The sequence below is a fragment of the Kocuria marina genome (assembly GCF_000786655.1).
GTDB classification, from domain to species: Bacteria; Actinomycetota; Actinomycetes; order Actinomycetales; family Micrococcaceae; genus Kocuria; species Kocuria marina_A.
The window spans coordinates 46,661-64,959 of record NZ_JROM01000007.1; the positions used below are offsets into that span (position 1 = coordinate 46,661).

27 protein-coding genes are annotated in these 18,299 nt (G+C 65.7%); all 27 read right to left on the reverse strand.

Annotation, left to right across the window (positions count from 1 at the left end):
- Nucleotides 1-98: 98 nt before the first annotated feature.
- The gene (locus AS25_RS00840) at nucleotides 99-665 is read right to left on the reverse strand and encodes an adenylate kinase (RefSeq protein ID WP_035959623.1); all 567 of its coding nucleotides are present in this window, start codon (nucleotides 663-665) and stop codon (nucleotides 99-101) included.
- 78 nt (nucleotides 666-743) lie between these two features.
- The gene (secY, locus tag AS25_RS00845) at nucleotides 744-2,057 is read right to left on the reverse strand and encodes a preprotein translocase subunit SecY (RefSeq protein ID WP_035959629.1); all 1,314 of its coding nucleotides are present in this window, start codon (nucleotides 2,055-2,057) and stop codon (nucleotides 744-746) included.
- 230 nt (nucleotides 2,058-2,287) lie between these two features.
- Nucleotides 2,288-2,755, reverse strand: a complete 468-nt coding sequence (gene rplO / locus AS25_RS00850) for a 50S ribosomal protein L15 (RefSeq protein WP_035959637.1) — start codon at nucleotides 2,753-2,755, stop codon at nucleotides 2,288-2,290.
- 2 nt (nucleotides 2,756-2,757) lie between these two features.
- Entirely contained in the window at nucleotides 2,758-2,964 is a 207-nt protein-coding gene (gene rpmD / locus AS25_RS00855; RefSeq protein ID WP_035959642.1) for a 50S ribosomal protein L30, read from the reverse strand.
- Nucleotides 2,964-3,692 carry a 30S ribosomal protein S5 gene (gene rpsE, locus AS25_RS00860; RefSeq protein ID WP_035959651.1) on the reverse strand — a complete coding sequence of 243 codons (729 nt, stop codon included), beginning with the start codon at nucleotides 3,690-3,692 and terminating at the stop codon, nucleotides 2,964-2,966. The genes rpmD and rpsE overlap by 1 nt, the downstream gene beginning before the upstream one ends.
- Nucleotides 3,689-4,060, reverse strand: a complete 372-nt coding sequence (gene rplR, locus AS25_RS00865; protein WP_035959658.1) for a 50S ribosomal protein L18 — start codon at nucleotides 4,058-4,060, stop codon at nucleotides 3,689-3,691. The genes rpsE and rplR overlap by 4 nt, the downstream gene beginning before the upstream one ends.
- 2 nt (nucleotides 4,061-4,062) lie before the next feature.
- Nucleotides 4,063-4,599, reverse strand: a complete 537-nt coding sequence (rplF, locus tag AS25_RS00870; protein ID WP_035959666.1) for a 50S ribosomal protein L6 — start codon at nucleotides 4,597-4,599, stop codon at nucleotides 4,063-4,065.
- 31 nt (nucleotides 4,600-4,630) lie between these two features.
- The gene (gene rpsH / locus AS25_RS00875) at nucleotides 4,631-5,029 is read right to left on the reverse strand and encodes a 30S ribosomal protein S8 (RefSeq protein ID WP_035959672.1); all 399 of its coding nucleotides are present in this window, start codon (nucleotides 5,027-5,029) and stop codon (nucleotides 4,631-4,633) included.
- A 74-nt stretch (nucleotides 5,030-5,103) separates the two neighbouring features.
- On the reverse strand, nucleotides 5,104-5,673 hold the full coding sequence (gene rplE / locus AS25_RS00880; protein ID WP_035959679.1) for a 50S ribosomal protein L5: 570 nt from the start codon (nucleotides 5,671-5,673) through the stop codon (nucleotides 5,104-5,106).
- On the reverse strand, nucleotides 5,673-6,011 hold the full coding sequence (gene rplX, locus AS25_RS00885) for a 50S ribosomal protein L24 (RefSeq protein WP_035959685.1): 339 nt from the start codon (nucleotides 6,009-6,011) through the stop codon (nucleotides 5,673-5,675). The genes rplE and rplX overlap by 1 nt, the downstream gene beginning before the upstream one ends.
- A gap of 1 nt (nucleotide 6,012) precedes the next feature.
- Entirely contained in the window at nucleotides 6,013-6,381 is a 369-nt protein-coding gene (gene rplN / locus AS25_RS00890) for a 50S ribosomal protein L14 (protein ID WP_035959693.1), read from the reverse strand.
- A gap of 576 nt (nucleotides 6,382-6,957) precedes the next feature.
- A complete protein-coding gene (gene rpsQ / locus AS25_RS00895) occupies nucleotides 6,958-7,245 on the reverse strand; it encodes a 30S ribosomal protein S17 (RefSeq protein ID WP_035959699.1) in 288 nt (95 codons plus the stop codon).
- Nucleotides 7,242-7,538 (reverse strand): 50S ribosomal protein L29, encoded by a 297-nt coding sequence (rpmC, locus tag AS25_RS00900; protein ID WP_035959707.1) that lies wholly within the window; start codon nucleotides 7,536-7,538, stop codon nucleotides 7,242-7,244. The genes rpsQ and rpmC overlap by 4 nt, the downstream gene beginning before the upstream one ends.
- A gap of 3 nt (nucleotides 7,539-7,541) precedes the next feature.
- Nucleotides 7,542-7,958 (reverse strand): 50S ribosomal protein L16, encoded by a 417-nt coding sequence (gene rplP, locus AS25_RS00905; protein WP_012397695.1) that lies wholly within the window; start codon nucleotides 7,956-7,958, stop codon nucleotides 7,542-7,544.
- Nucleotides 7,958-8,782, reverse strand: a complete 825-nt coding sequence (gene rpsC, locus AS25_RS00910) for a 30S ribosomal protein S3 (protein ID WP_035959714.1) — start codon at nucleotides 8,780-8,782, stop codon at nucleotides 7,958-7,960. Before rpsC ends, rplP begins: the two co-directional genes overlap by 1 nt.
- Nucleotides 8,783-9,148, reverse strand: coding sequence for a 50S ribosomal protein L22 (rplV, locus tag AS25_RS00915; RefSeq protein ID WP_012397693.1), 366 nt, complete (start codon nucleotides 9,146-9,148; stop codon nucleotides 8,783-8,785). It lies immediately after the preceding gene.
- Between the two features lie 53 nt (nucleotides 9,149-9,201).
- On the reverse strand, nucleotides 9,202-9,483 hold the full coding sequence (gene rpsS, locus AS25_RS00920; protein WP_035959716.1) for a 30S ribosomal protein S19: 282 nt from the start codon (nucleotides 9,481-9,483) through the stop codon (nucleotides 9,202-9,204).
- Nucleotides 9,484-9,495: 12 nt separating this feature from the next.
- Nucleotides 9,496-10,335, reverse strand: coding sequence for a 50S ribosomal protein L2 (rplB, locus tag AS25_RS00925; protein WP_035959718.1), 840 nt, complete (start codon nucleotides 10,333-10,335; stop codon nucleotides 9,496-9,498).
- A 31-nt stretch (nucleotides 10,336-10,366) separates the two neighbouring features.
- Nucleotides 10,367-10,672, reverse strand: coding sequence for a 50S ribosomal protein L23 (rplW, locus tag AS25_RS00930; protein WP_035959727.1), 306 nt, complete (start codon nucleotides 10,670-10,672; stop codon nucleotides 10,367-10,369).
- Nucleotides 10,669-11,292 carry a 50S ribosomal protein L4 gene (gene rplD, locus AS25_RS00935; RefSeq protein ID WP_035959733.1) on the reverse strand — a complete coding sequence of 208 codons (624 nt, stop codon included), beginning with the start codon at nucleotides 11,290-11,292 and terminating at the stop codon, nucleotides 10,669-10,671. The genes rplW and rplD overlap by 4 nt, the downstream gene beginning before the upstream one ends.
- Before the next feature lie 5 nt (nucleotides 11,293-11,297).
- Nucleotides 11,298-11,954 carry a 50S ribosomal protein L3 gene (gene rplC, locus AS25_RS00940; protein ID WP_035959743.1) on the reverse strand — a complete coding sequence of 219 codons (657 nt, stop codon included), beginning with the start codon at nucleotides 11,952-11,954 and terminating at the stop codon, nucleotides 11,298-11,300.
- A gap of 16 nt (nucleotides 11,955-11,970) precedes the next feature.
- Nucleotides 11,971-12,279, reverse strand: coding sequence for a 30S ribosomal protein S10 (gene rpsJ / locus AS25_RS00945; protein ID WP_003803825.1), 309 nt, complete (start codon nucleotides 12,277-12,279; stop codon nucleotides 11,971-11,973).
- A gap of 514 nt (nucleotides 12,280-12,793) precedes the next feature.
- Nucleotides 12,794-13,984 (reverse strand): elongation factor Tu, encoded by a 1,191-nt coding sequence (tuf, locus tag AS25_RS00950; protein WP_035959752.1) that lies wholly within the window; start codon nucleotides 13,982-13,984, stop codon nucleotides 12,794-12,796.
- 160 nt (nucleotides 13,985-14,144) lie between these two features.
- The gene (gene fusA / locus AS25_RS00955) at nucleotides 14,145-16,259 is read right to left on the reverse strand and encodes an elongation factor G (RefSeq protein WP_035959758.1); all 2,115 of its coding nucleotides are present in this window, start codon (nucleotides 16,257-16,259) and stop codon (nucleotides 14,145-14,147) included.
- Nucleotides 16,260-16,337: 78 nt separating this feature from the next.
- Nucleotides 16,338-16,808, reverse strand: a complete 471-nt coding sequence (rpsG, locus tag AS25_RS00960) for a 30S ribosomal protein S7 (protein ID WP_035959766.1) — start codon at nucleotides 16,806-16,808, stop codon at nucleotides 16,338-16,340.
- Entirely contained in the window at nucleotides 16,808-17,182 is a 375-nt protein-coding gene (gene rpsL / locus AS25_RS00965) for a 30S ribosomal protein S12 (protein ID WP_012397684.1), read from the reverse strand. Before rpsL ends, rpsG begins: the two co-directional genes overlap by 1 nt.
- A 229-nt stretch (nucleotides 17,183-17,411) precedes the next feature.
- On the reverse strand, nucleotides 17,412-18,230 hold the full coding sequence (locus AS25_RS00970; RefSeq protein ID WP_035959774.1) for an IclR family transcriptional regulator domain-containing protein: 819 nt from the start codon (nucleotides 18,228-18,230) through the stop codon (nucleotides 17,412-17,414).
- Between the last annotated feature and the right edge of the window lie 69 nt (nucleotides 18,231-18,299).

Below are 18,299 nucleotides of genomic sequence, written 5' to 3' on the forward strand. Positions count from 1 at the left end.
GACCGACGCGTCACGCCGGTCTGGGGGCCCGTGATGGTTCTGGTGTGCGACGGCGCTCCCCCGGCCGCGGCCGAGCGGCGCCGTTCGTGGGTCGCGGCTCAGGCGGGCAGTGCCGCCAGGATGCGCTCGGTGACCTCGTCGATGCCGCCGAGTCCGTCCACGCGCGTGACGATGCCCCGGTCCTCGTACAGCTCCACGACCGGTGCGGTCTGCTCGTCGTAGACGTCCAGGCGGTGCCGGATGACGTCCTCGGTGTCGTCCGTGCGGCCCTGGTCCTGGGCGCGGCCCAGCAACCGGGACACGAGCTCCTCGTTGTCCGCGGTGAGCAGCAGCACCACGTCCAGGGAGACCCCGTTGGCCTCGAGGATCCGGTCCAGTTCACGGACCTGGGCCACGGTGCGCGGGTACCCGTCCAGCAGGAAACCGTCGCGGACGTCGTCGTGCGACAACCGGTCGCGCACCATGTTGTTGGTCACGGAATCCGGGACGAGGTTCCCGGCGTCCGTGTAGCGCTGGGCTTCCTTGCCGAGTTCGGTCTGTTCCTTGATGTTGGCGCGGAAGATGTCACCGGTGGAGATCGCGGGAACGTCCAGTCGCTCGCAGATCCGCGCGGCCTGGGTACCCTTGCCCGCGCCCGGCGGTCCGATGATCAACATGCGGGTCATGTTCTCTCCTTGCGTCAAGGTCAGGTTCTCCCCCACTCTACCGGGCGGCGGACCCGCCGTACGTGGCTGAACGCGGGATCAGGTGCGCAGCAGACCCTCGTAGTGGCGCTGTTGCAACTGGGCGTCGATCTGCTTGACGGTGTCCAGACCCACGCCCACCATGATCAGCAGCGACGGGCCGCCGAAGGGGAAGTTCTGGTTCGCGTCGAAGAGCACGAGCGCCACGAGCGGGATCATGGACACGATGCCCAGGTACAGCGCACCGGGCAGGGTGATCCGGGAGAGCACGTAGCGCAGGTAGTTCTCGGTGGGACGGCCCGCGCGGATCCCCGGGATGAAGCCGCCGTAGCGCTTCATGTTGTTGGAGACCTCTTCGGGGTTGAACGTGATGGACACGTAGAAGTACGTAAACGCCACGATCAGCAGGAAGTAGACCGTCATGTAGATCGGGTGGTCACCGCGGGCCAGGTACGTGTTGACCCAGTTGACCCACCCCGGAACGGGGCTGCCGTCGTCGGGCATCGCGAACTGCGCGATCATCGTGGGCAGCATGAGCATGGAGGACGCGAAGATGATGGGGATCACGCCGGCCATGTTGACCTTGAGCGGGATGTAGGTGCTGGTCCCGCCGATCGTGCGGCGGCCCACCATGCGCTTGGCGTACTGCACCGGGATCCGGCGCTGCGACTGCTCCACGAACACCACGCACGTGATGACCACGAGTCCCACGGCGCACACGCCCAGGAACAGGCCCCAACCGCGCGTGCGCAGGATGTCACCGAGCGCGGACGGGAACGTGGCCGCGATGGAAGTGAAGATCAGCAGGGACATGCCGTTGCCCACACCGCGGTCCGTGATGCGCTCACCGAGCCACATGATCACGGTGGTGCCCGCGGTCATCGTGAGGATCATGATCACGAGCACCCAGAGCGAGTCGTCCGGGATGATGGGCAGGGGGCAGTTGCCGAGCAGGTTGCCCGAACGCGCCAGGGAGATCACGGTGGTCGCGTTCAACGCGGCCAGCCCGATCGTGAGGTAACGGGTGTACTGCGTGAGCTTGGTCTGCCCCTGCGCACCCTCCTCGTGCAGTTCCTGGAACCGCGGGATCACCACGCGCAACAACTGCACGATGATGCTCGCGGTGATGTAGGGCATCACGCCCAGCGCGAAGATGGACAGCTGCAACAGGGCCCCACCGCTGAACAGGTTGACCAGGTCGTACGCGCCACCCGTGGTGTTGCCCAGGGCGAGACACTGCTGCACGTTGCCGTAGTCCACACCCGGTGCGGGGATGAACGTCCCCAACCGGTAGATCACGATGATCCCCAGTGTGAACAGCAGCTTGTTGCGCAGCTCCGGCGTGGTAAACGCCCGTGCGAAAGCACTGAGCACAGGTCCTCCTCCAAAAACGTGGTGGCCCGGTGGGTTCCGACCCCGGGCAAGTCTAGCGAAGGATGCGCCGCGACCCCGGCGGTTGGTCTTGCGACATCCTGGTAAAGCGATTCGGGCGACGCGGTCCGGGCGTCGTCGTGGGGGTAACGCAACGGGCCCCGCGCCGGCAATCCGGCACGGGGCCCGTTCCAGTTCAGGGATTCACCCTACAACCGAACACTGGGATCGGTTCACGCGTTCTGCGTGGACCCACCAGCCGCGGCGATCTTCTCCGCCGCGGACGCGGAGAACTTGTCCGCGGTGATGTTCAGCGCCACGGAGATCTCCCCGCTGCCGAGCACCTTCACGGGCTGGTTCTTGCGCACCGCACCCTTGGCGACCAGGTCCGCGACGGTGACCGTGCCACCCTCGGGGAACAGCTCGCCCAGGCGGTCCAGGTTCACGACCTGGTACTCCACGCGGAACGGGTTCTTGAACCCGCGCAGCTTGGGCAGGCGCATGTGCAGCGGCAGCTGACCGCCCGCGAAACCGGCCTTGACCTGGTAACGCGCCTTGGTGCCCTTGGTACCACGGCCCGCGGTCTTACCCTTCGAGGCCTCGCCACGGCCAAGACGCGTCTTGGCCTGGTGCGAGCCGGGGGCGGGACGCAGGTGGTGGACCTTCAGAGCGTGGCGCTTGCTCTCGGTGTTTTCAGCCATGCTCAGGCCTCCTCAACCTCTACGAGATGCGACACCGTGTTGATCATGCCCACGGTGGCGGCATCGGCCTTGCGCTCCACGACCTGGCCCGGACGCTTGAGACCGAGCGAACGCAGCGTGTCGCGCATGTTCTGCTTCTGACCGACCACGGAGCGGACCTGCTTCACGCGCAGGGACGCGCCGGTGGCCTGAATGCGCTTTCCGTTCATCAGGCACCTGCCTTCTGGATGTCACGCAGCAACGGCGCGGGAACGACCTCGTCCATGGGCAGGCCACGGCGGGCCGCCACGGAGGCGGGCTCCTCGAGCTCACGCAGCGCCTGGATGGTCGCGTGCACGATGTTGATCTGGTTGGACGAGCCCAGGGACTTGGACAGCACGTCGTGGATACCGGCGCACTCGAGCACCGCACGCACCGGACCACCGGCGATCACACCGGTACCCGGGGTCGCCGGGCGCAGCATGACGACGCCGGCCGCGGCCTCACCCTGCACACGGTGCGGGATGGTGCGGTTCTCCACGCGGGGGACCCGGAAGAAGTTCTTCTTGGCCTCCTCCACGCCCTTGGAGATCGCGGCGGGAACTTCCTTGGCCTTGCCGTAGCCCACGCCGACCATGCCGTTGCCGTCACCGACGACCACGAGAGCGGTGAAGCTGAAGCGACGACCACCCTTGACGACCTTGGACACACGGTTGATGGTCACGACGCGCTCGAGGAACTTGTCCTTGTCGTCGTCGCGCCCGCCACGGCCCCCACGACCACCACGGTCGTTGCGGCCACCGCGCTCGTTGCGACCACCACGGTCGCTACGACCGCCGCGGCCACCGCGGTTCTCGTCGGTCCCCTGGCGCTCCGAGGTGTTCGCCTCGGTCGTCGTGTTGGAACCGTTGGTGGCTTCGCTCACCTGAGTTTCCTTCTCGTTCTTCTGCTCGCTCACAGCGCCAGACCTCCTTCACGGGCACCCTCGGCCACCGCGGCCACGCGGCCGTGGTACTTGTTGCCGCCGCGGTCGAACACGACGGTCTCGATCCCCGCAGCCTTCGCGCGCTCGGCGATCAGCTCACCGATGCGCTTGGCCTTGGCGGTCTTGTCGTCGGACGACGCACGCAGATCGCTTTCCATGGTGGACGCGGAGACCAGGGTGAAGCCCTTGTCGTCGTCGATCACCTGGGCGACCATGTGGCGGGTGGAACGCGTGACCACCAGACGGGGGCGCAGCGCGGTTCCGGCGATGTGCTTGCGCACGCGGCGGTGACGCCGTGCCCGCTGAGCAGCCTTCGACTTTCCCTTGATTACGAGAGCCATGATTACTTACCAGCCTTTCCGGCCTTGCGGCGGATCTGCTCGCCGGCGTAGCGCACGCCCTTGCCCTTGTAGGGATCGGGCAGACGCAGGGAGCGGATCTTCGCGGCGACCTGGCCAACCTGCTGCTTGTCGATACCGGAAACGGTGACCTTGTTGGCGCCCTCGACGGACAGCGTGATGCCGTCCGGAGCGTTGAAGGGCACCGGGTGGCTGTAACCCAGAGCGAACTCCAGGTTGGCACCCTTGGCCTGGACACGGTAACCCGTGCCCACGATCTCCAGCTGCTTGGCGTAGCCCTGCGAGACACCCTGGATCATGTTGGAGATCAGGGTGCGCGTGAGGCCGTGCAAGGAACGGGATTCGCGCTCGTCGTTGGGGCGGGACACCTGAACGGTGCCGTCCTCGACGACCACGGTGATGGGCGCGGCCACGGTGTGGGTCAGTTCGCCCTTGGGGCCCTTGACCTGCACCACGGAACCGTCCACGGAGACCTCCACACCGGCGGGCACAGAGATCGGGAGACGTCCAATACGTGACATGTCTTCTTCCTTTCTTCTTCTGTGCTACCGATTACCAGACGTACGCGAGGACTTCCCCGCCCACGCCCTTCTTGCCGGCCTGCTTGTCGGTCAGCAGCCCGGAGGACGTGGAGAGGATCGCGATGCCGAGGCCGCCGAACACGCGGGGCAGCTCGGTGGACTTCGCGTACACGCGCAGGCCCGGCTTGGAGATGCGGCGGACACCGGCGATCGAGCGCTCACGGTTGGAACCGAACTTCAGCGACAGGGTCAGGGTCTTGCCCACCCGTGCGGGTTCTTCGGACCAGTCGGCGATGTAGCCCTCGGCCTTGAGGATGTCCGCGATCCGAGCCTTGAGCTTGGAGTACGGCATGCTCACGGTGTCGTGGTAGGCCGAGTTCGCGTTACGCAGCCGCGTCAGCATGTCTGCGACGGGATCTGTCATTGTCATGTGGGCTTCAGCCCTTCCTCGTCAGGGTTTCCCTGCCGGTTGCAGCCCGCAGGGACCTTCTGACGTCGATGGAATCAGTTGGTCTTGAACGGGAAACCGAGCGCCTTGAGCAGCGCGCGACCCTCGTCGTCGGTCTTGGCGGAGGTGACCACGGTGATGTCCATACCGCGCACGCGATCGATCTTGTCCTGATCGATCTCGTGGAACATGGACTGTTCCGTCAGACCGAAGGTGTAGTTGCCGTTGCCGTCGAAGTGACGGTCGGACAGACCACGGAAGTCACGGATACGCGGCAGCGCGAGCGTGACGAGACGGTCCAGGAATTCCCACATCCGCTCGCCACGCATGGTGACGTGAGCGCCGATGGGCATTCCCTCACGCAGCTTGAACTGCGCGATGGACTTCTTGGCCCGGTTGACCACGGGCTTCTGACCGGTGATGGCGGTGAGGTCCTTGATGGCGTTGTCCACCAGCTTGGAGTCCTTGGCCGCCTCGCCCAGACCCATGTTGACCACGACCTTGACCACGCGCGGCATCTGCATGACGTTCGCGTAGCCGAACTGCTCCTGCAGGGCCGGGACGACGGTCTCCTGGTACTTGGTCTTGAACCGGGGGGTGAACTTGGTTTCGGTGGTTTCGCTCATCACAGATCCTTGCCGGTGCTCTTGGACACGCGAACGCGGACGGTCTTCTGCTTGCCGTTGCGCTCCACGGTCTCGGTGCGGTAGCCCACACGGGTCGGCTTGCCGGTCTCCGGGTCCACGAGCATCACGTTGGAGATGTGGATCGGAGCCTCGGACTTGACGAGGCCGCCGGCTTCGCCCTGGGCGTTGGCGCGCTTGTGCTTGGTCACGACGTTGACGCCCTCGACCACCACGCGGGAGGTCTCGGTGATCACGCGCAGGACCTTGCCCTGCTCGCCCTTGTTCTTACCGGTGATGACCTGAACCAGGTCGCCGGTCTTGATCTTGAATTTCGCCATGTCAGAGCACCTCCGGGGCCAGCGAGACGATCTTCATGAACTTCTTGTCGCGCAGCTCGCGGCCCACGGGGCCGAAGATACGCGTGCCGCGGGGGTCCCCGTCGTTCTTCAAGATCACTGCGGCGTTCTCGTCGAAACGGATGTAGGAACCGTCGGGACGGCGCCTCTGCTTCTTGGTACGGACCACAACCGCCTTGACGACGTCACCCTTCTTGACGTTGCCGCCGGGGATGGCGTCCTTGACGGTGGCGACGATGATGTCGCCAATGCCTGCGTAACGGCGTCCGGATCCACCGAGCACACGGATGGTGAGAATTTCCTTCGCACCCGTGTTGTCGGCGACCCTCAGCCGCGATTCCTGCTGAATCACTGATTTACTCCTGTCGTCGCGCTGGTTCTCATCCGATGGTGCTGAATGTCGAGCCTTGCGGAACGGTGGTCGTGTGAACGCTCCACGCCACGGTGTTCCCCGTGACCGTAGGAGGGGTCCGGGGCGTGCGCGGAGTTCGTACGCGATGATCGCTCACACATGGTGGCGAACGGGTTCGCCGTGCTGCCCTGCTCGGATTCGTGGCTGAATGCAGAATCAACGAGCAAGTTGTCGCAGCGTCCGCGGCGTACAACGCGCGGAGCCGCCCACGGGTATACCGCAGGGCTTGCCGCCGTCCCGGTACGGTGCGCGCAGCGCACGTGGGACGGACGTGGATTCTGACTCAGCAGGGTCGAAGTCAGAGTGGGCACACGTGTGTCGACACGCGTACCGGCCTACTCTACCGCGCCCCGGCGGGGAACGCCAATCGCTGTACAGGCCGGCGGACGGCACGGGACCGGGTGCGCAAGCGGCGTCGGCAGCGACGTCGTGCAAGGCGCCGGGCAGCGCCGTCGTGCACGCGCAAGGGCCCCCGACCGCAACCGGTCGGGGGCCCTTGACGCTGTCGAGGAGGTCCTACTTGGCCTTCTCGATGATCTCCACGATCCGCCAGTTCTTGGTGGCGGACAGCGGACGGGTCTCGGCGATGCGCACGAGGTCCCCGACGCCGCAGGTGTTCTGCTCGTCGTGGGCCTTCACACGCTTGGACTTGCGCAGCACCTTGCCGTACAGGGCGTGCTTGACGCGGTCCTCGACCTGGACGACCACGGTCTTGTCCATCTTGTCGGAGACCACGTAGCCCTGGCGGGTCTTGCGGTCACCGCGCTCGGCCGCGGCCGATTCGTTGTTAACCTGCTCGCTCACTTGGCATCATCCTCAGACTTGGCAGCCTTCTTCGAGGCCTTCTTCTCGGTCTTCTCAGCAGCCGGCGCCACGTCCTCGCGGATCCCGAGCTCGCGTTCACGCAGCACGGTGTAGATCCGGGCGATGTCGCGCTTGACGGACTTGAGACGGCCGTTGCTCTCGAGCTGACCGGTCGCGGCCTGGAAGCGCAGGTTGAACAGCTCTTCCTTGGACTTGCGCAGCTGGTCGGTGAGGGCACCGGTGTCGAGAGCCGCGAGGTTCTCCATGTTCAGATCCTTGGATCCAATAGCCATTGATCATTCACCGCCTTCGCGACGCACGATGCGTGCCTTCATCGGGAGCTTGTGGATGGCCAGGCGCAGCGCCTCACGCGCCACATCCTCGCTCACGCCGGAGATCTCGAACATCACGCGTCCGGGCTTGACGTTGGCGATCCACCACTCGGGGGAACCCTTACCGGAACCCATGCGGGTCTCGGCGGGCTTCTTGGTCAGGGGACGGTCCGGGTAAATGTTGATCCAGACCTTGCCGCCACGCTTGATGTGACGGGTCATGGCGATACGCGCGGCCTCGATCTGACGGTTCGTGACGTACGCCGGGCTCATCGCCTGGATGCCCCACTCGCCGAACGTGACCTGGGTTCCGCCCTTGGCCTGACCCCGACGACGCGGGTGGTGCTGCTTACGGAACTTCACACGACGTGGGATGAGCATTACTTACCACCCTCTGCGTTGGTCGCCTCCGCAGCGGTGTTCTGCTGCGGGGCTGCGGCGGAGTCGCGCTCACGGCGTCCACCACGGTCGTTACGGTCATTGCGACGACGCCGCTCGCCACCGCCGCGACGGTCGTTGCGTCCGCGCGAGGACGGAGCAGCGGCCTGCTGGGCGGCGAGTTCCTTGTCGGTGAGGTCGCCCTTATAGATCCAGACCTTCACGCCGATGCGGCCGAAGGTGGTCTTGGCCTCGAAGAAGCCGTAGTCGATGTTCGCGCGCAGGGTGTGCAGGGGCACACGGCCTTCGCGGTAGAACTCCGAACGGGACATCTCCGCACCGCCGAGGCGGCCGGCGCACTGGATCCGGATGCCCTTGGCACCGGCGCGCTGCGCGGACTGGATGGCCTTCTTCATGGCGCGACGGAACGCGACACGGGAGGCCAGCTGCTCGGCGACACCCTGAGCGACGAGCTGGGCGTCGGTCTCCGGGTTCTTGACCTCGAGGATGTTGAGCTGGATCTGCTTGCCGGTGAGCTTCTCGAGCTCCCCGCGGATCCGGTCCGCCTCGGCGCCGCGGCGGCCGATGACGATGCCCGGGCGCGCCGTGTGGATGTCCACGCGGACGCGGTCACGAGTGCGCTCGATCTCGACCTTGGCGATGCCGGCGCGCTCCATGCCCGTGGACATGAGCTCGCGGATCTTCACGTCCTCGCGGATGTAGTCCTTGTAGCGCTGACCCGGCTGGTTCGAGTCCGCGTACCAGTGCGAGACGTGGTCGGTGGTGATGCCCAGACGGAATCCGTTGGGGTTGATTTTCTGTCCCACTTAGCGGACCTCCTCCTTCTCCGGGGTCGCCACGACCACGGTCACGTGGCTCGTGCGCTTGTTGATGCGGAACGCACGGCCCTGGGCACGCGGCTGGAACCGCTTCATGGTGGGTCCCTCGTCCACGAAGGCCGCGGAGACCACGAGGTCTTCCGGCTTGAACGCGAGACCCTCGCGGTCGGCCTTCTGCCGGGCGTTGGCCACGGCGGATTCGAGAACCTTGAACACCGGCTCGGAAGCTGCCTGCGGGGCAAACTTCAGAATCGCCAATGCCTCATTCGCCTGCTGGCCACGAATCAGGTTGACGACGCGCCGGGCCTTCATAGGCGTCACGCGGATGTAGCGCGCAGATGCCTTGGCTTCCATTGCTTTCCTTCTCTCGTCTTGTCGAAGAAGTGCAACGTGCTCACCCCGAGGGGTCAGCGACGCTTGCCCTTCTTGTCGTCCTTCACATGGCCGCGGAACGTGCGGGTGGGGGCGAATTCGCCGAGCTTGTGCCCGACCATCGACTCCGTAATGAACACCGGAACATGCTTGCGTCCGTCGTGCACGGCGATCGTGTGGCCGAGCATGTCGGGCACGATCATCGAGCGGCGGGACCACGTCTTGATGACGTTCTTGGTGCCCTTCTCGTTCTCCTTGGCGACCTTCACGAAGAGGTGCTGATCAACGAAAGGGCCCTTCTTGAGGCTGCGTGGCATTAGTCAGGCTCCTTAGCGCTTGTTCTTGCCGGTACGACGACGACGCACGATGAGCTTGTCGCTTTCCTTGTTGGGGCGACGGGTGCGTCCCTCGGGCTTACCGTTCGGGTTGACCGGGTGACGACCACCGGAGGTCTTGCCCTCACCACCACCGTGCGGGTGGTCCACGGGGTTCATCACGACACCGCGAACGGTCGGGCGGATGCCCTTCCAGCGGTTACGTCCGGCCTTGCCCCAGTTGATGTTGGACTGCTCGGCGTTGCCGACCTCGCCCACGGTCGCGCGGCAGCGCACGTCCACGTTGCGGATCTCACCGGAGGGCAGGCGCAGCTGGCCGTACTTGCCCTCACGGGCGACCAGCTGCACGGAGGCGCCGGCGGAACGGGCGAGCTTGGCTCCCCCACCCGGACGCAGCTCCACCGCGTGCAGCACGGTACCCACGGGGATGTTGCGCAGCGGCAGGTTGTTGCCCGGCTTGATGTCGGCGTTGGGGCCCGACTCCACGACGTCGCCCTGACGCAGGCGGTTCGGCGCGATGATGTAGCGCTTGGTGCCGTCCACGTAGTGCAGCAGCGCGATCCGAGCCGTACGGTTCGGGTCGTACTCGATGTGGGCGACCTTGGCGTCCACGCCGTCCTTGTCGTGACGACGGAAGTCGATCACGCGATACTGGCGCTTGTGCCCGCCACCCTTGTGACGGGTGGTGATGCGGCCGGTGTTGTTACGACCGCCCTTCTTGGGCAGCGGACGCACCAGGGACTTCTCGGGCGTGGTGCGCGTGATTTCTACGAAGTCCGCAACCGACGAGCCACGACGGCCCGGGGTTGTCGGCTTGTGCTTACGGATAGCCATGTTTTGAGTTCCTCGTTAAAGTGGTCTCCGCTCAGGAGAGCGGACCGCCGAAGATGTCGATGGAGCCTTCCCGGAGGGACACGATGGCACGCTTGGTGGCCTTACGCTGTCCCCAGCCGAAGCGCGTGCGCTTACGCTTACCGGGACGGTTGAGGGTGTTCACGGACGCGACCTTGACACCGAAGATGTGCTCGATCGCGTACTTGATCTCGGTCTTGTTGGCGGAGGGGGCCACCTGGAAGGTGTACTTGCCCTCGTCGATCAGACCGTAGGACTTCTCGGAGACCACGGGACGGATGATGACGTCGCGCGGGTCCTTGTTGTAGATAACGCTCACTTGGCGTCCTCCTGCTTGCTACCGGACGCGGCTGCGACGAACGAGTCGTAAGCGGCCTTGGTGAAGACCACGTCGTCCGAGACGAGCACGTCGTACGTGTTGAGCTGATCGGCGTACACGGCGTGCACGTTGACCAGGTTGCGCACGGACAGCGCGGCGTTGTCCTCGCCACGGTTCAGCACCACGAGCAGGTTCTTGCGCTCGGTGAGCGAACGCAGCGCCTCCTTGGCGGCCTTGGTGGACGGCTGCTCGCCGCTCACCAGGTCCGCGACCACGTGGATGCGGCCGTTGCGGGCCCGGTCCGAGAGGGCACCGCGCAGGGCGGCGGCCTTCATCTTCTTGGGCGTGCGCTGGGAGTAATCACGCGGCGTGGGGCCGTGCACCACGCCACCGCCGGTCATGTGCGGGGCGCGGATGGAGCCCTGACGAGCCCGGCCGGTGCCCTTCTGCTTGAACGGCTTGCGACCGGCGCCGGAGACCTCCGCGCGGGTCTTGGTCTTGTGCGTGCCCTGACGGGCGGCGGCCAGCTGGGCGACGACGACCTGGTGCAGCAGCGCCACATTGGTCTGGGCGTCGAAGATCTCAGCGGGCAGCTCGACGTTGACGGTTTCAGTTGCCATGAGTATCAAGCTCCCTTCACGGTGGAACGGACGAGGACGACCGATCCCTTGGGGCCCGGCAGGGCGCCCTTGATGAGCAGCAGGGAGTTCTCGGCGTCGACAGCGTGCACGGTCAGGTTCATGGTCGTGTGACGGGCGTTGCCCATCCGGCCGGCCATGCGCATGCCCTTGAACACGCGAGCGGGGTACGACGCGCCGCCGATGGAACCCGGCTTGCGGTGGTTCTTGTGTGCACCGTGGGAGGCGCCCACACCGGCGAAGCCGTGGCGCTTCATGACACCCGCGGTGCCCTTGCCCTTGGTGGTGCCGACGACGTCGACCTTGGCACCGGCCTCGAAGAGCTCGACGGACAGTTCCTGTCCCAGCTCGTACTCGGCGGCGTCGGAAGTACGAAGTTCGACGACGTGACGACGGGGCGTCACGCCTGCAGCGGCGAAGTGGCCGGCCAGCGGCTTGGTCACCTTGCGGGGATCGATCGCACCGAAGCCGATCTGCACGGCGTTGTAGCCGTCCTTGTCCTCGTTGCGCAGCTGCGTCACGACGTTGGAGTCGGCCTTGACCACGGTCACCGGCACGAACTTCCCGTTCTCGTCCCAGACCTGGGTCATGCCGAGCTTCGTGCCCAGCAGGCCCTTCACCTGGCGTTCGAAAGTGGTAGTCATTGGGGTGCGATCCTTTTTACAGCTTGATTTCGATGTTCACGTCAGCGGGCAGGTCGAGACGCATGAGCGAGTCGACGGCCTTGGGCGTGGGGTCGATGATGTCGATCAGCCGCTTGTGGGTGCGCATCTCGAAATGCTCACGGCTGTCCTTGTACTTGTGCGGCGAGCGGATCACGCAGTACACATTCTTCTCGGTGGGCAGCGGGACGGGTCCCACCACCGTGGCGCCTGCGCGCGTCACCGTCTCAACGATCTTCCGGGCCGAGACGTCGATGACCTCGTGGTCATAGGACTTCAGCCGGATGCGGATTTTTTGTCCCGCCATGGCGTCGTGACTCTCTTTCTTCAAGTACTTCCCTGTATGGAGTCCGCGGACTCCTTGTGCTCGGCGATCGTGCTCGCCACCCCGCACAGACTGAATCCGGAAATTTCCGGGTTCCTCACCCTGTCGGGGCCCCGGCACCCGAACTCGGGCGTGTCGCGCCAGCAGCGCGCCGCCCGGTCCACACAATGATGCGGTGCCGGTTGAAAAATGGTTGTTCGCGGTGATGCCCGCGTGGAAGTTCGCTGCATTGCGTTTGCTTCGGCTGCGCGACTGCTCCGCACCCGGTTCTCGCGATGGACTCCCCGCGCTCGATCGACGCACGGAATCCCGCGTCGCTGAGCGAACAACAGCGACCATTCTGCCAGAGATCCGGGGGCACGCGCAAACCGGCTTCTCCCCCGCTCCCCCGGGCCGGCCGGCACGCCGTCGCCCGGGCATGCGAGAACCCCGCGGTCCTGGACGGACCACGGGGTTCTCGAGGGTTCGGCTCAGCGCCTCACCGGATCAACGGGTCTTACTTGTTGATCTTGGTCACACGACCGGAGCCCACGGTGCGGCCACCCTCACGGATGGCGAAGCCGAGTCCCTCCTCCATGGCGATCGGCTGGATGAGCTCGACCGACATCTCGGTGTTGTCACCGGGCATGACCATCTCGGTGCCCTCGGGCAGGGTGATGACGCCGGTCACGTCCGTGGTGCGGAAGTAGAACTGCGGGCGGTAGTTCGAGTAGAACGGGTTGTGACGCCCGCCCTCTTCCTTGGACAGGATGTAGACGTTGGCCTCGAAGTCGGTGTGCGGGGTGATGGAACCCGGCTTGCACACGACCTGGCCACGCTCGACGTCGTCGCGCTTGAGACCGCGCAGCAGCAGACCGCAGTTCTCGCCGGCCATGGCCTCGTCCATCTGCTTGTGGAACATCTCGATACCGGTCACCGTGGTCTTCTGCACGGGGCGGATGCCCACGATCTCGACCTCGGAGTTGATCGGCAGGGTACCGCGCTCGGCGCGGCCGGTCACCACGGTGCCGCGACCGGTGATCGTGAAGACGTCCTCGATGGGCATCAGGAAGGGCTTGTCGGTGTCACGCACGGGGTCCGGGACGTTCTCGTCCACGGCCTCCATGAGGTCCTCGACGGACTTGACCCACTCGGCGTCGCCCTCGAGGGCCTTCAGAGCGGAGACACGCACCACGGGGGCGTTGTCGCCGTCGAAGCCCTGGTCGGACAGCAGCTCGCGGACCTCCATCTCGACGAGGTCGAGCAGCTCTTCGTCGTCGACCATGTCGGACTTGTTCAGCGCCACCAGCAGGTAGGGCACGCCCACCTGGCGGGCGAGCAGGACGTGCTCGCGGGTCTGGGCCATGGGGCCGTCGGTCGCGGCGACCACGAGGATCGCGCCGTCCATCTGAGCGGCACCGGTGATCATGTTCTTCACGTAGTCGGCGTGACCGGGGGCGTCCACGTGGGCGTAGTGACGCTTGTCGGTCTGGTACTCGATGTGAGAGATGTTGATCGTGATGCCGCGCTGCTTCTCCTCCGGGGCGGAGTCGATCGCACCGAAGTCACGCTGCTCGTTGACGTCCGGGTACTTGTCGGCCAGGACCTTGGAGATCGCAGCGGTGAGCGTGGTCTTGCCGTGGTCAACGTGGCCGATGGTGCCAATGTTGAGGTGCGGCTTGGTGCGCTCGAACTTGGCCTTCGCCATGATGTGTTCCTCCTAGAACATTGAGGTGAGACTTGCTCGACTGCTCCGGACCACGGAGCGTGGGACCACAGCGCGTCAGACGCTGCGCGTGTCGAAACCTGTGCAAGTCTACTTCTGGATTACGAATTTACTGAAATCACGGGGCACGGGCCCCGCCGGCTCACTCGCCGCGGTTCTTCTGGATGATCTCCTCGGCCACGGCCTTGGGGACCTCCGAGTAGCTGTCGAACTCCATCGAGTACACCGCGCGACCCTGGGTCTTGGACCGCAGGTCACCGATGTAGCCGAACATCTCCGACAACGGCACCAGAGCCTTCACGAGCTTGACACCCGCGACGTCCTCCATGGACTGGATCTGGCCACGGCGGGAGTTCAGGTCACCGATGACGTCACCCATGTACTCCTCCGGGGTACGCACCTCTACGGCCATGAGCGGCTCGAGCAGGACCGGGTTGGCACGCCGGGCACCTTCCTTGAACACCATGGAGCCGGCGATCTTGAACGCCATTTCCGAGGAGTCCACGTCGTGGTAGGCACCGTCGATCAGGGTGGCCTTGACGCCCACCACCGGGTAGCCCGCGAGGATGCCCAACTGCATGGCGTCCTGGATACCGTGGTCCACCGAGGGGATGTACTCGCGCGGCACGCGACCACCGGTCACGGCGTTGTCGAACTCGTACAGCTCCTCCGCGTCCAGCGGCAGCGGCTCGAAGGAGACCTGCACCTTGGCGAACTGGCCGGAACCACCGGTCTGCTTCTTGTGGGTGTAGTCGACCTTGTCCACGGCCTTCTTGATGGTCTCGCGGTAGGCCACCTGCGGCTTGCCCACGTTGGCCTCGACCTTGAACTCGCGCTTCATGCGGTCCACCAGGATGTCCAGGTGCAGCTCGCCCATGCCGCCGATCTCGGTCTGGCCGGTCTCGTCGTTGAGGGACACCGTGAAGGTGGGGTCCTCCGCGGAGAGCTTCTGGATGGCGGTGGACAGCTTCTCCTGGTCACCCTTGGTCTTGGGCTCGATGGCCACGAAGATCACGGGCTGGGGGAAGCTCATGGACTCCAGCACGATCTGGTTGTTCGGATCGCACAGGGTGTCACCCGTGGTCGTGTCCTTCAGACCGATCGCCGCGTAGATGTGACCGGCGGAGATCTCGTCCACCGGGTTCTCCTTGTTGGAGTGCATCTGGAACAGCTTGCCGATGCGCTCGCGCTTGCCCTTGGTGGAGTTCATGACCTGCTCGCCGGCCTTGGCCTTACCCGAGTACACGCGGATGTAGGTGAGCTGGCCGTAGAACGGGTGGGCCGCAACCTTGAACGCCAGCGCCGCGAAGGGCCCGTCGGCGTCGGCGGTGCGGGTGAGGGTCTCCTCCTCGTCGTTGACGGCGTGACCGTGCACGTCCTCGACGTCGAGCGGGGAGGGCAGGTAGTCCACGACGGCGTCGAGCATGGGCTGGACACCGCGGTTCTTGAACGCGGAGCCGCACAGCACGGGGTACGCCGCGGAGGTGGTCGTCAGCTTGCGGATGCCGGCCTTGATCTCGTCCTCGGTGAGCTCCTCACCGTTGAGGTACTTCTCCATGAGGTCGTCGTCGGACTCGGCGACGGCCTCGACCAGCTGGCTGCGGTACTCCTCGGCACGGTCCTTGAGGTCCTCGGGGATCTCGCGGGTCTCGTACTTGGCACCCAGGGACACGTCACCCTTGGAGTCGCCCTCCCAGACCAGGGCCTTCATGGTCAGCAGGTCCACGACGCCCACGAAGTCGTTCTCGGCACCGATCGGCAGCTGCAGCACGAGCGGGGTGGCACCCAGGCGGGACTTGATGGTGTCCACCGTGAAGTAGAAGTCCGCGCCGAGCTTGTCCATCTTGTTGACGAAGCAGATGCGGGGCACTTCGTACTTGTCGGCCTGGCGCCACACGGTCTCCGACTGGGGCTCCACACCTTCCTTGCCGTCGAAGACGGCCACGGCGCCGTCGAGCACGCGCAGGGAGCGCTCGACCTCGACCGTGAAGTCCACGTGACCCGGGGTGTCGATGATGTTGATCTGGTAGTCGTGCCAGTAGCACGAGGTCGCGGCGGAGGTGATCGTGATGCCGCGTTCCTGCTCCTGGGCCATCCAGTCCATCGTGGAGGCACCGTCGTGCGTCTCGCCGAGCTTGTGGTTGATACCCGTGTAGAACAGGATTCGTTCGGTGGTCGTGGTCTTACCGGCATCGATGTGAGCCATGATGCCGATGTTGCGGACCTTGTTGAGGTCGGTAAGCACGTCGAGTGCCACGATGGTTCCCTTCGTAAAAGGTGGTGCCGGGCCCTGGTGTCGGTCCCGCGGGTGGCGGGACCGACACGACTACCCAATTTACCAGCGGTAGTGGGCGAAGGCCTTGTTGGATTCGGCCATCTTGTGAGTGTCCTCGCGGCGCTTGACAGCGGCACCCAGGCCGTTGGAGGCGTCGAGGATCTCGTTCTGCAGACGCTCGGTCATGGTGTTCTCACGACGAGCCTTGGAGTAACCCACGAGCCAGCGCAGGGACAGCGCGGTGGCGCGCCCGGCCTTGACCTCGACCGGGACCTGGTAGGTGGCGCCGCCGACACGACGGGAGCGGACCTCGAGGGCCGGCTTGACGTTGTCGAGGGCCTTCTTCAGGGTGGCCACGGGATCGGAGTTGGTCTTGTTGCGCACACCCTCGAGGGCACCGTAGACGATGCGCTCGGCGGTGGACTTCTTGCCGTCCTGCAGGACCTTGTTGATCAGCTGCGTGACCACGGGCGAGCCGTAGACGGGATCGACGACGAGGGGGCGCTTGGGAGCGGGACCTTTACGAGGCATTACTTCTTCTCCTTCTTCGCGCCGTAGCGGGAGCGAGCCTGCTGACGGCCCTTGACACCCTGGGTGTCGAGCGCGCCGCGCACGATCTTGTAACGGACACCCGGCAGGTCCTTCACACGACCACCGCGCACGAGCACGATGGAGTGTTCCTGAAGGTTGTGACCCTCACCCGGGATGTAGGCGGTGACTTCCACGCCGCCGTTGAGCTTCACACGGGCCACCTTGCGCAGCGCCGAGTTCGGCTTCTTGGGGGTCGTGGTGAACACGCGGGTGCAGACGCCGCGCTTCATGGGGTTGCCCTTGAGCGCGGGAGCTTTGGTCTTCACGACCTTGGAGTGCCGGCCCTTGCGGACCAGTTGCTGGATAGTTGGCACAGTGCCTCCTGTTGGAACGGGGCCGGTGGTGGCCGCCCCCGTTGATGGCGGAATATTGATCCCGGGCCTGCCGGGACGGATCAGCAGCAGTGACTGCGGCGAAACCGTGTCCGAGCATGACGAAAGATGGCATCTAGGTACAAGTTGCGTACCACAGGACGGTGTCCGATTTGCCATCTGAGGGTTGCCCGGAATCGAGCAATTCTTCCTTAGCATAGCAGCTCGCGTCTCAGGAGGGAAAACCGCTCCTGCCGGAGGCCACGACGTCCGCCGACAGGGCGGCGGCGCACCGTTGCAGCGCGGGGACCACGCGGCGGTCCGGCTGTTCCACGTCCCCGGATCCGAGGCCCACGCGCATGGACACGTTGATCGCGGCCACCACCGCTCCCGTGCCGTCCGTCACCGGCACCGCCACGGAGCGCAGCCCGAGTTCGAGTTCCTGGTCCACCACGGCGTAGCCGGCACGACGCACGGCGGCGATCTGTGCCCGCAGCTGCGTGTGGTCCGTGAGCGTCAGCGGGGTCAGGCTGCGCGGTTGTGCCCGCTCGAGCAGTTCCGAGAGTTGCTCGGGGGGCAGTGCCGCGAGCAGGACCCGGCCCATGGAGGTCGCGTACGCCGGGAACCTCGTGCCGAGCGAGATGCTCACGCTCATGATCCGCTGGGTGGCCACGCGCGCGACGTAGACGATCTCCGCGCCGTCGAGCACGGACATGGACGTGGACTCCCCGAGTTCGTCCGACAGCGAGCGCAGGTGCGGCTGGGCCAGTTGCGGCAGCGACAGCGCGGAGAGGTAGGAGTAGCCCAGGCTCAGCACCTTGGGCGTGAGTTCGAAGCGCCGCCCGTCCGAGCGCACGTAGCCCAGGGACTCGAGCGTGAGCAGGAACCGGCGGGCGGTCGCGCGGGTCAGCTGGGTCTGCCGGGCCACCTCGGACAGGCTCATGGCGGGGCGTTCGGCGTCGAACGCCCCGATCACGGCGAGTCCGCGCGCGAGCGACTGCACGAAGCCGTCCCCGGGGGCGGGGTCGTTGCTACCGGTCGTGGTGACCACCCTCTCTCCCCCACGACGCCGCGTGGGTCACTGATCGACACGGCGATGGCGCCGCGCACGGTCCGCGCG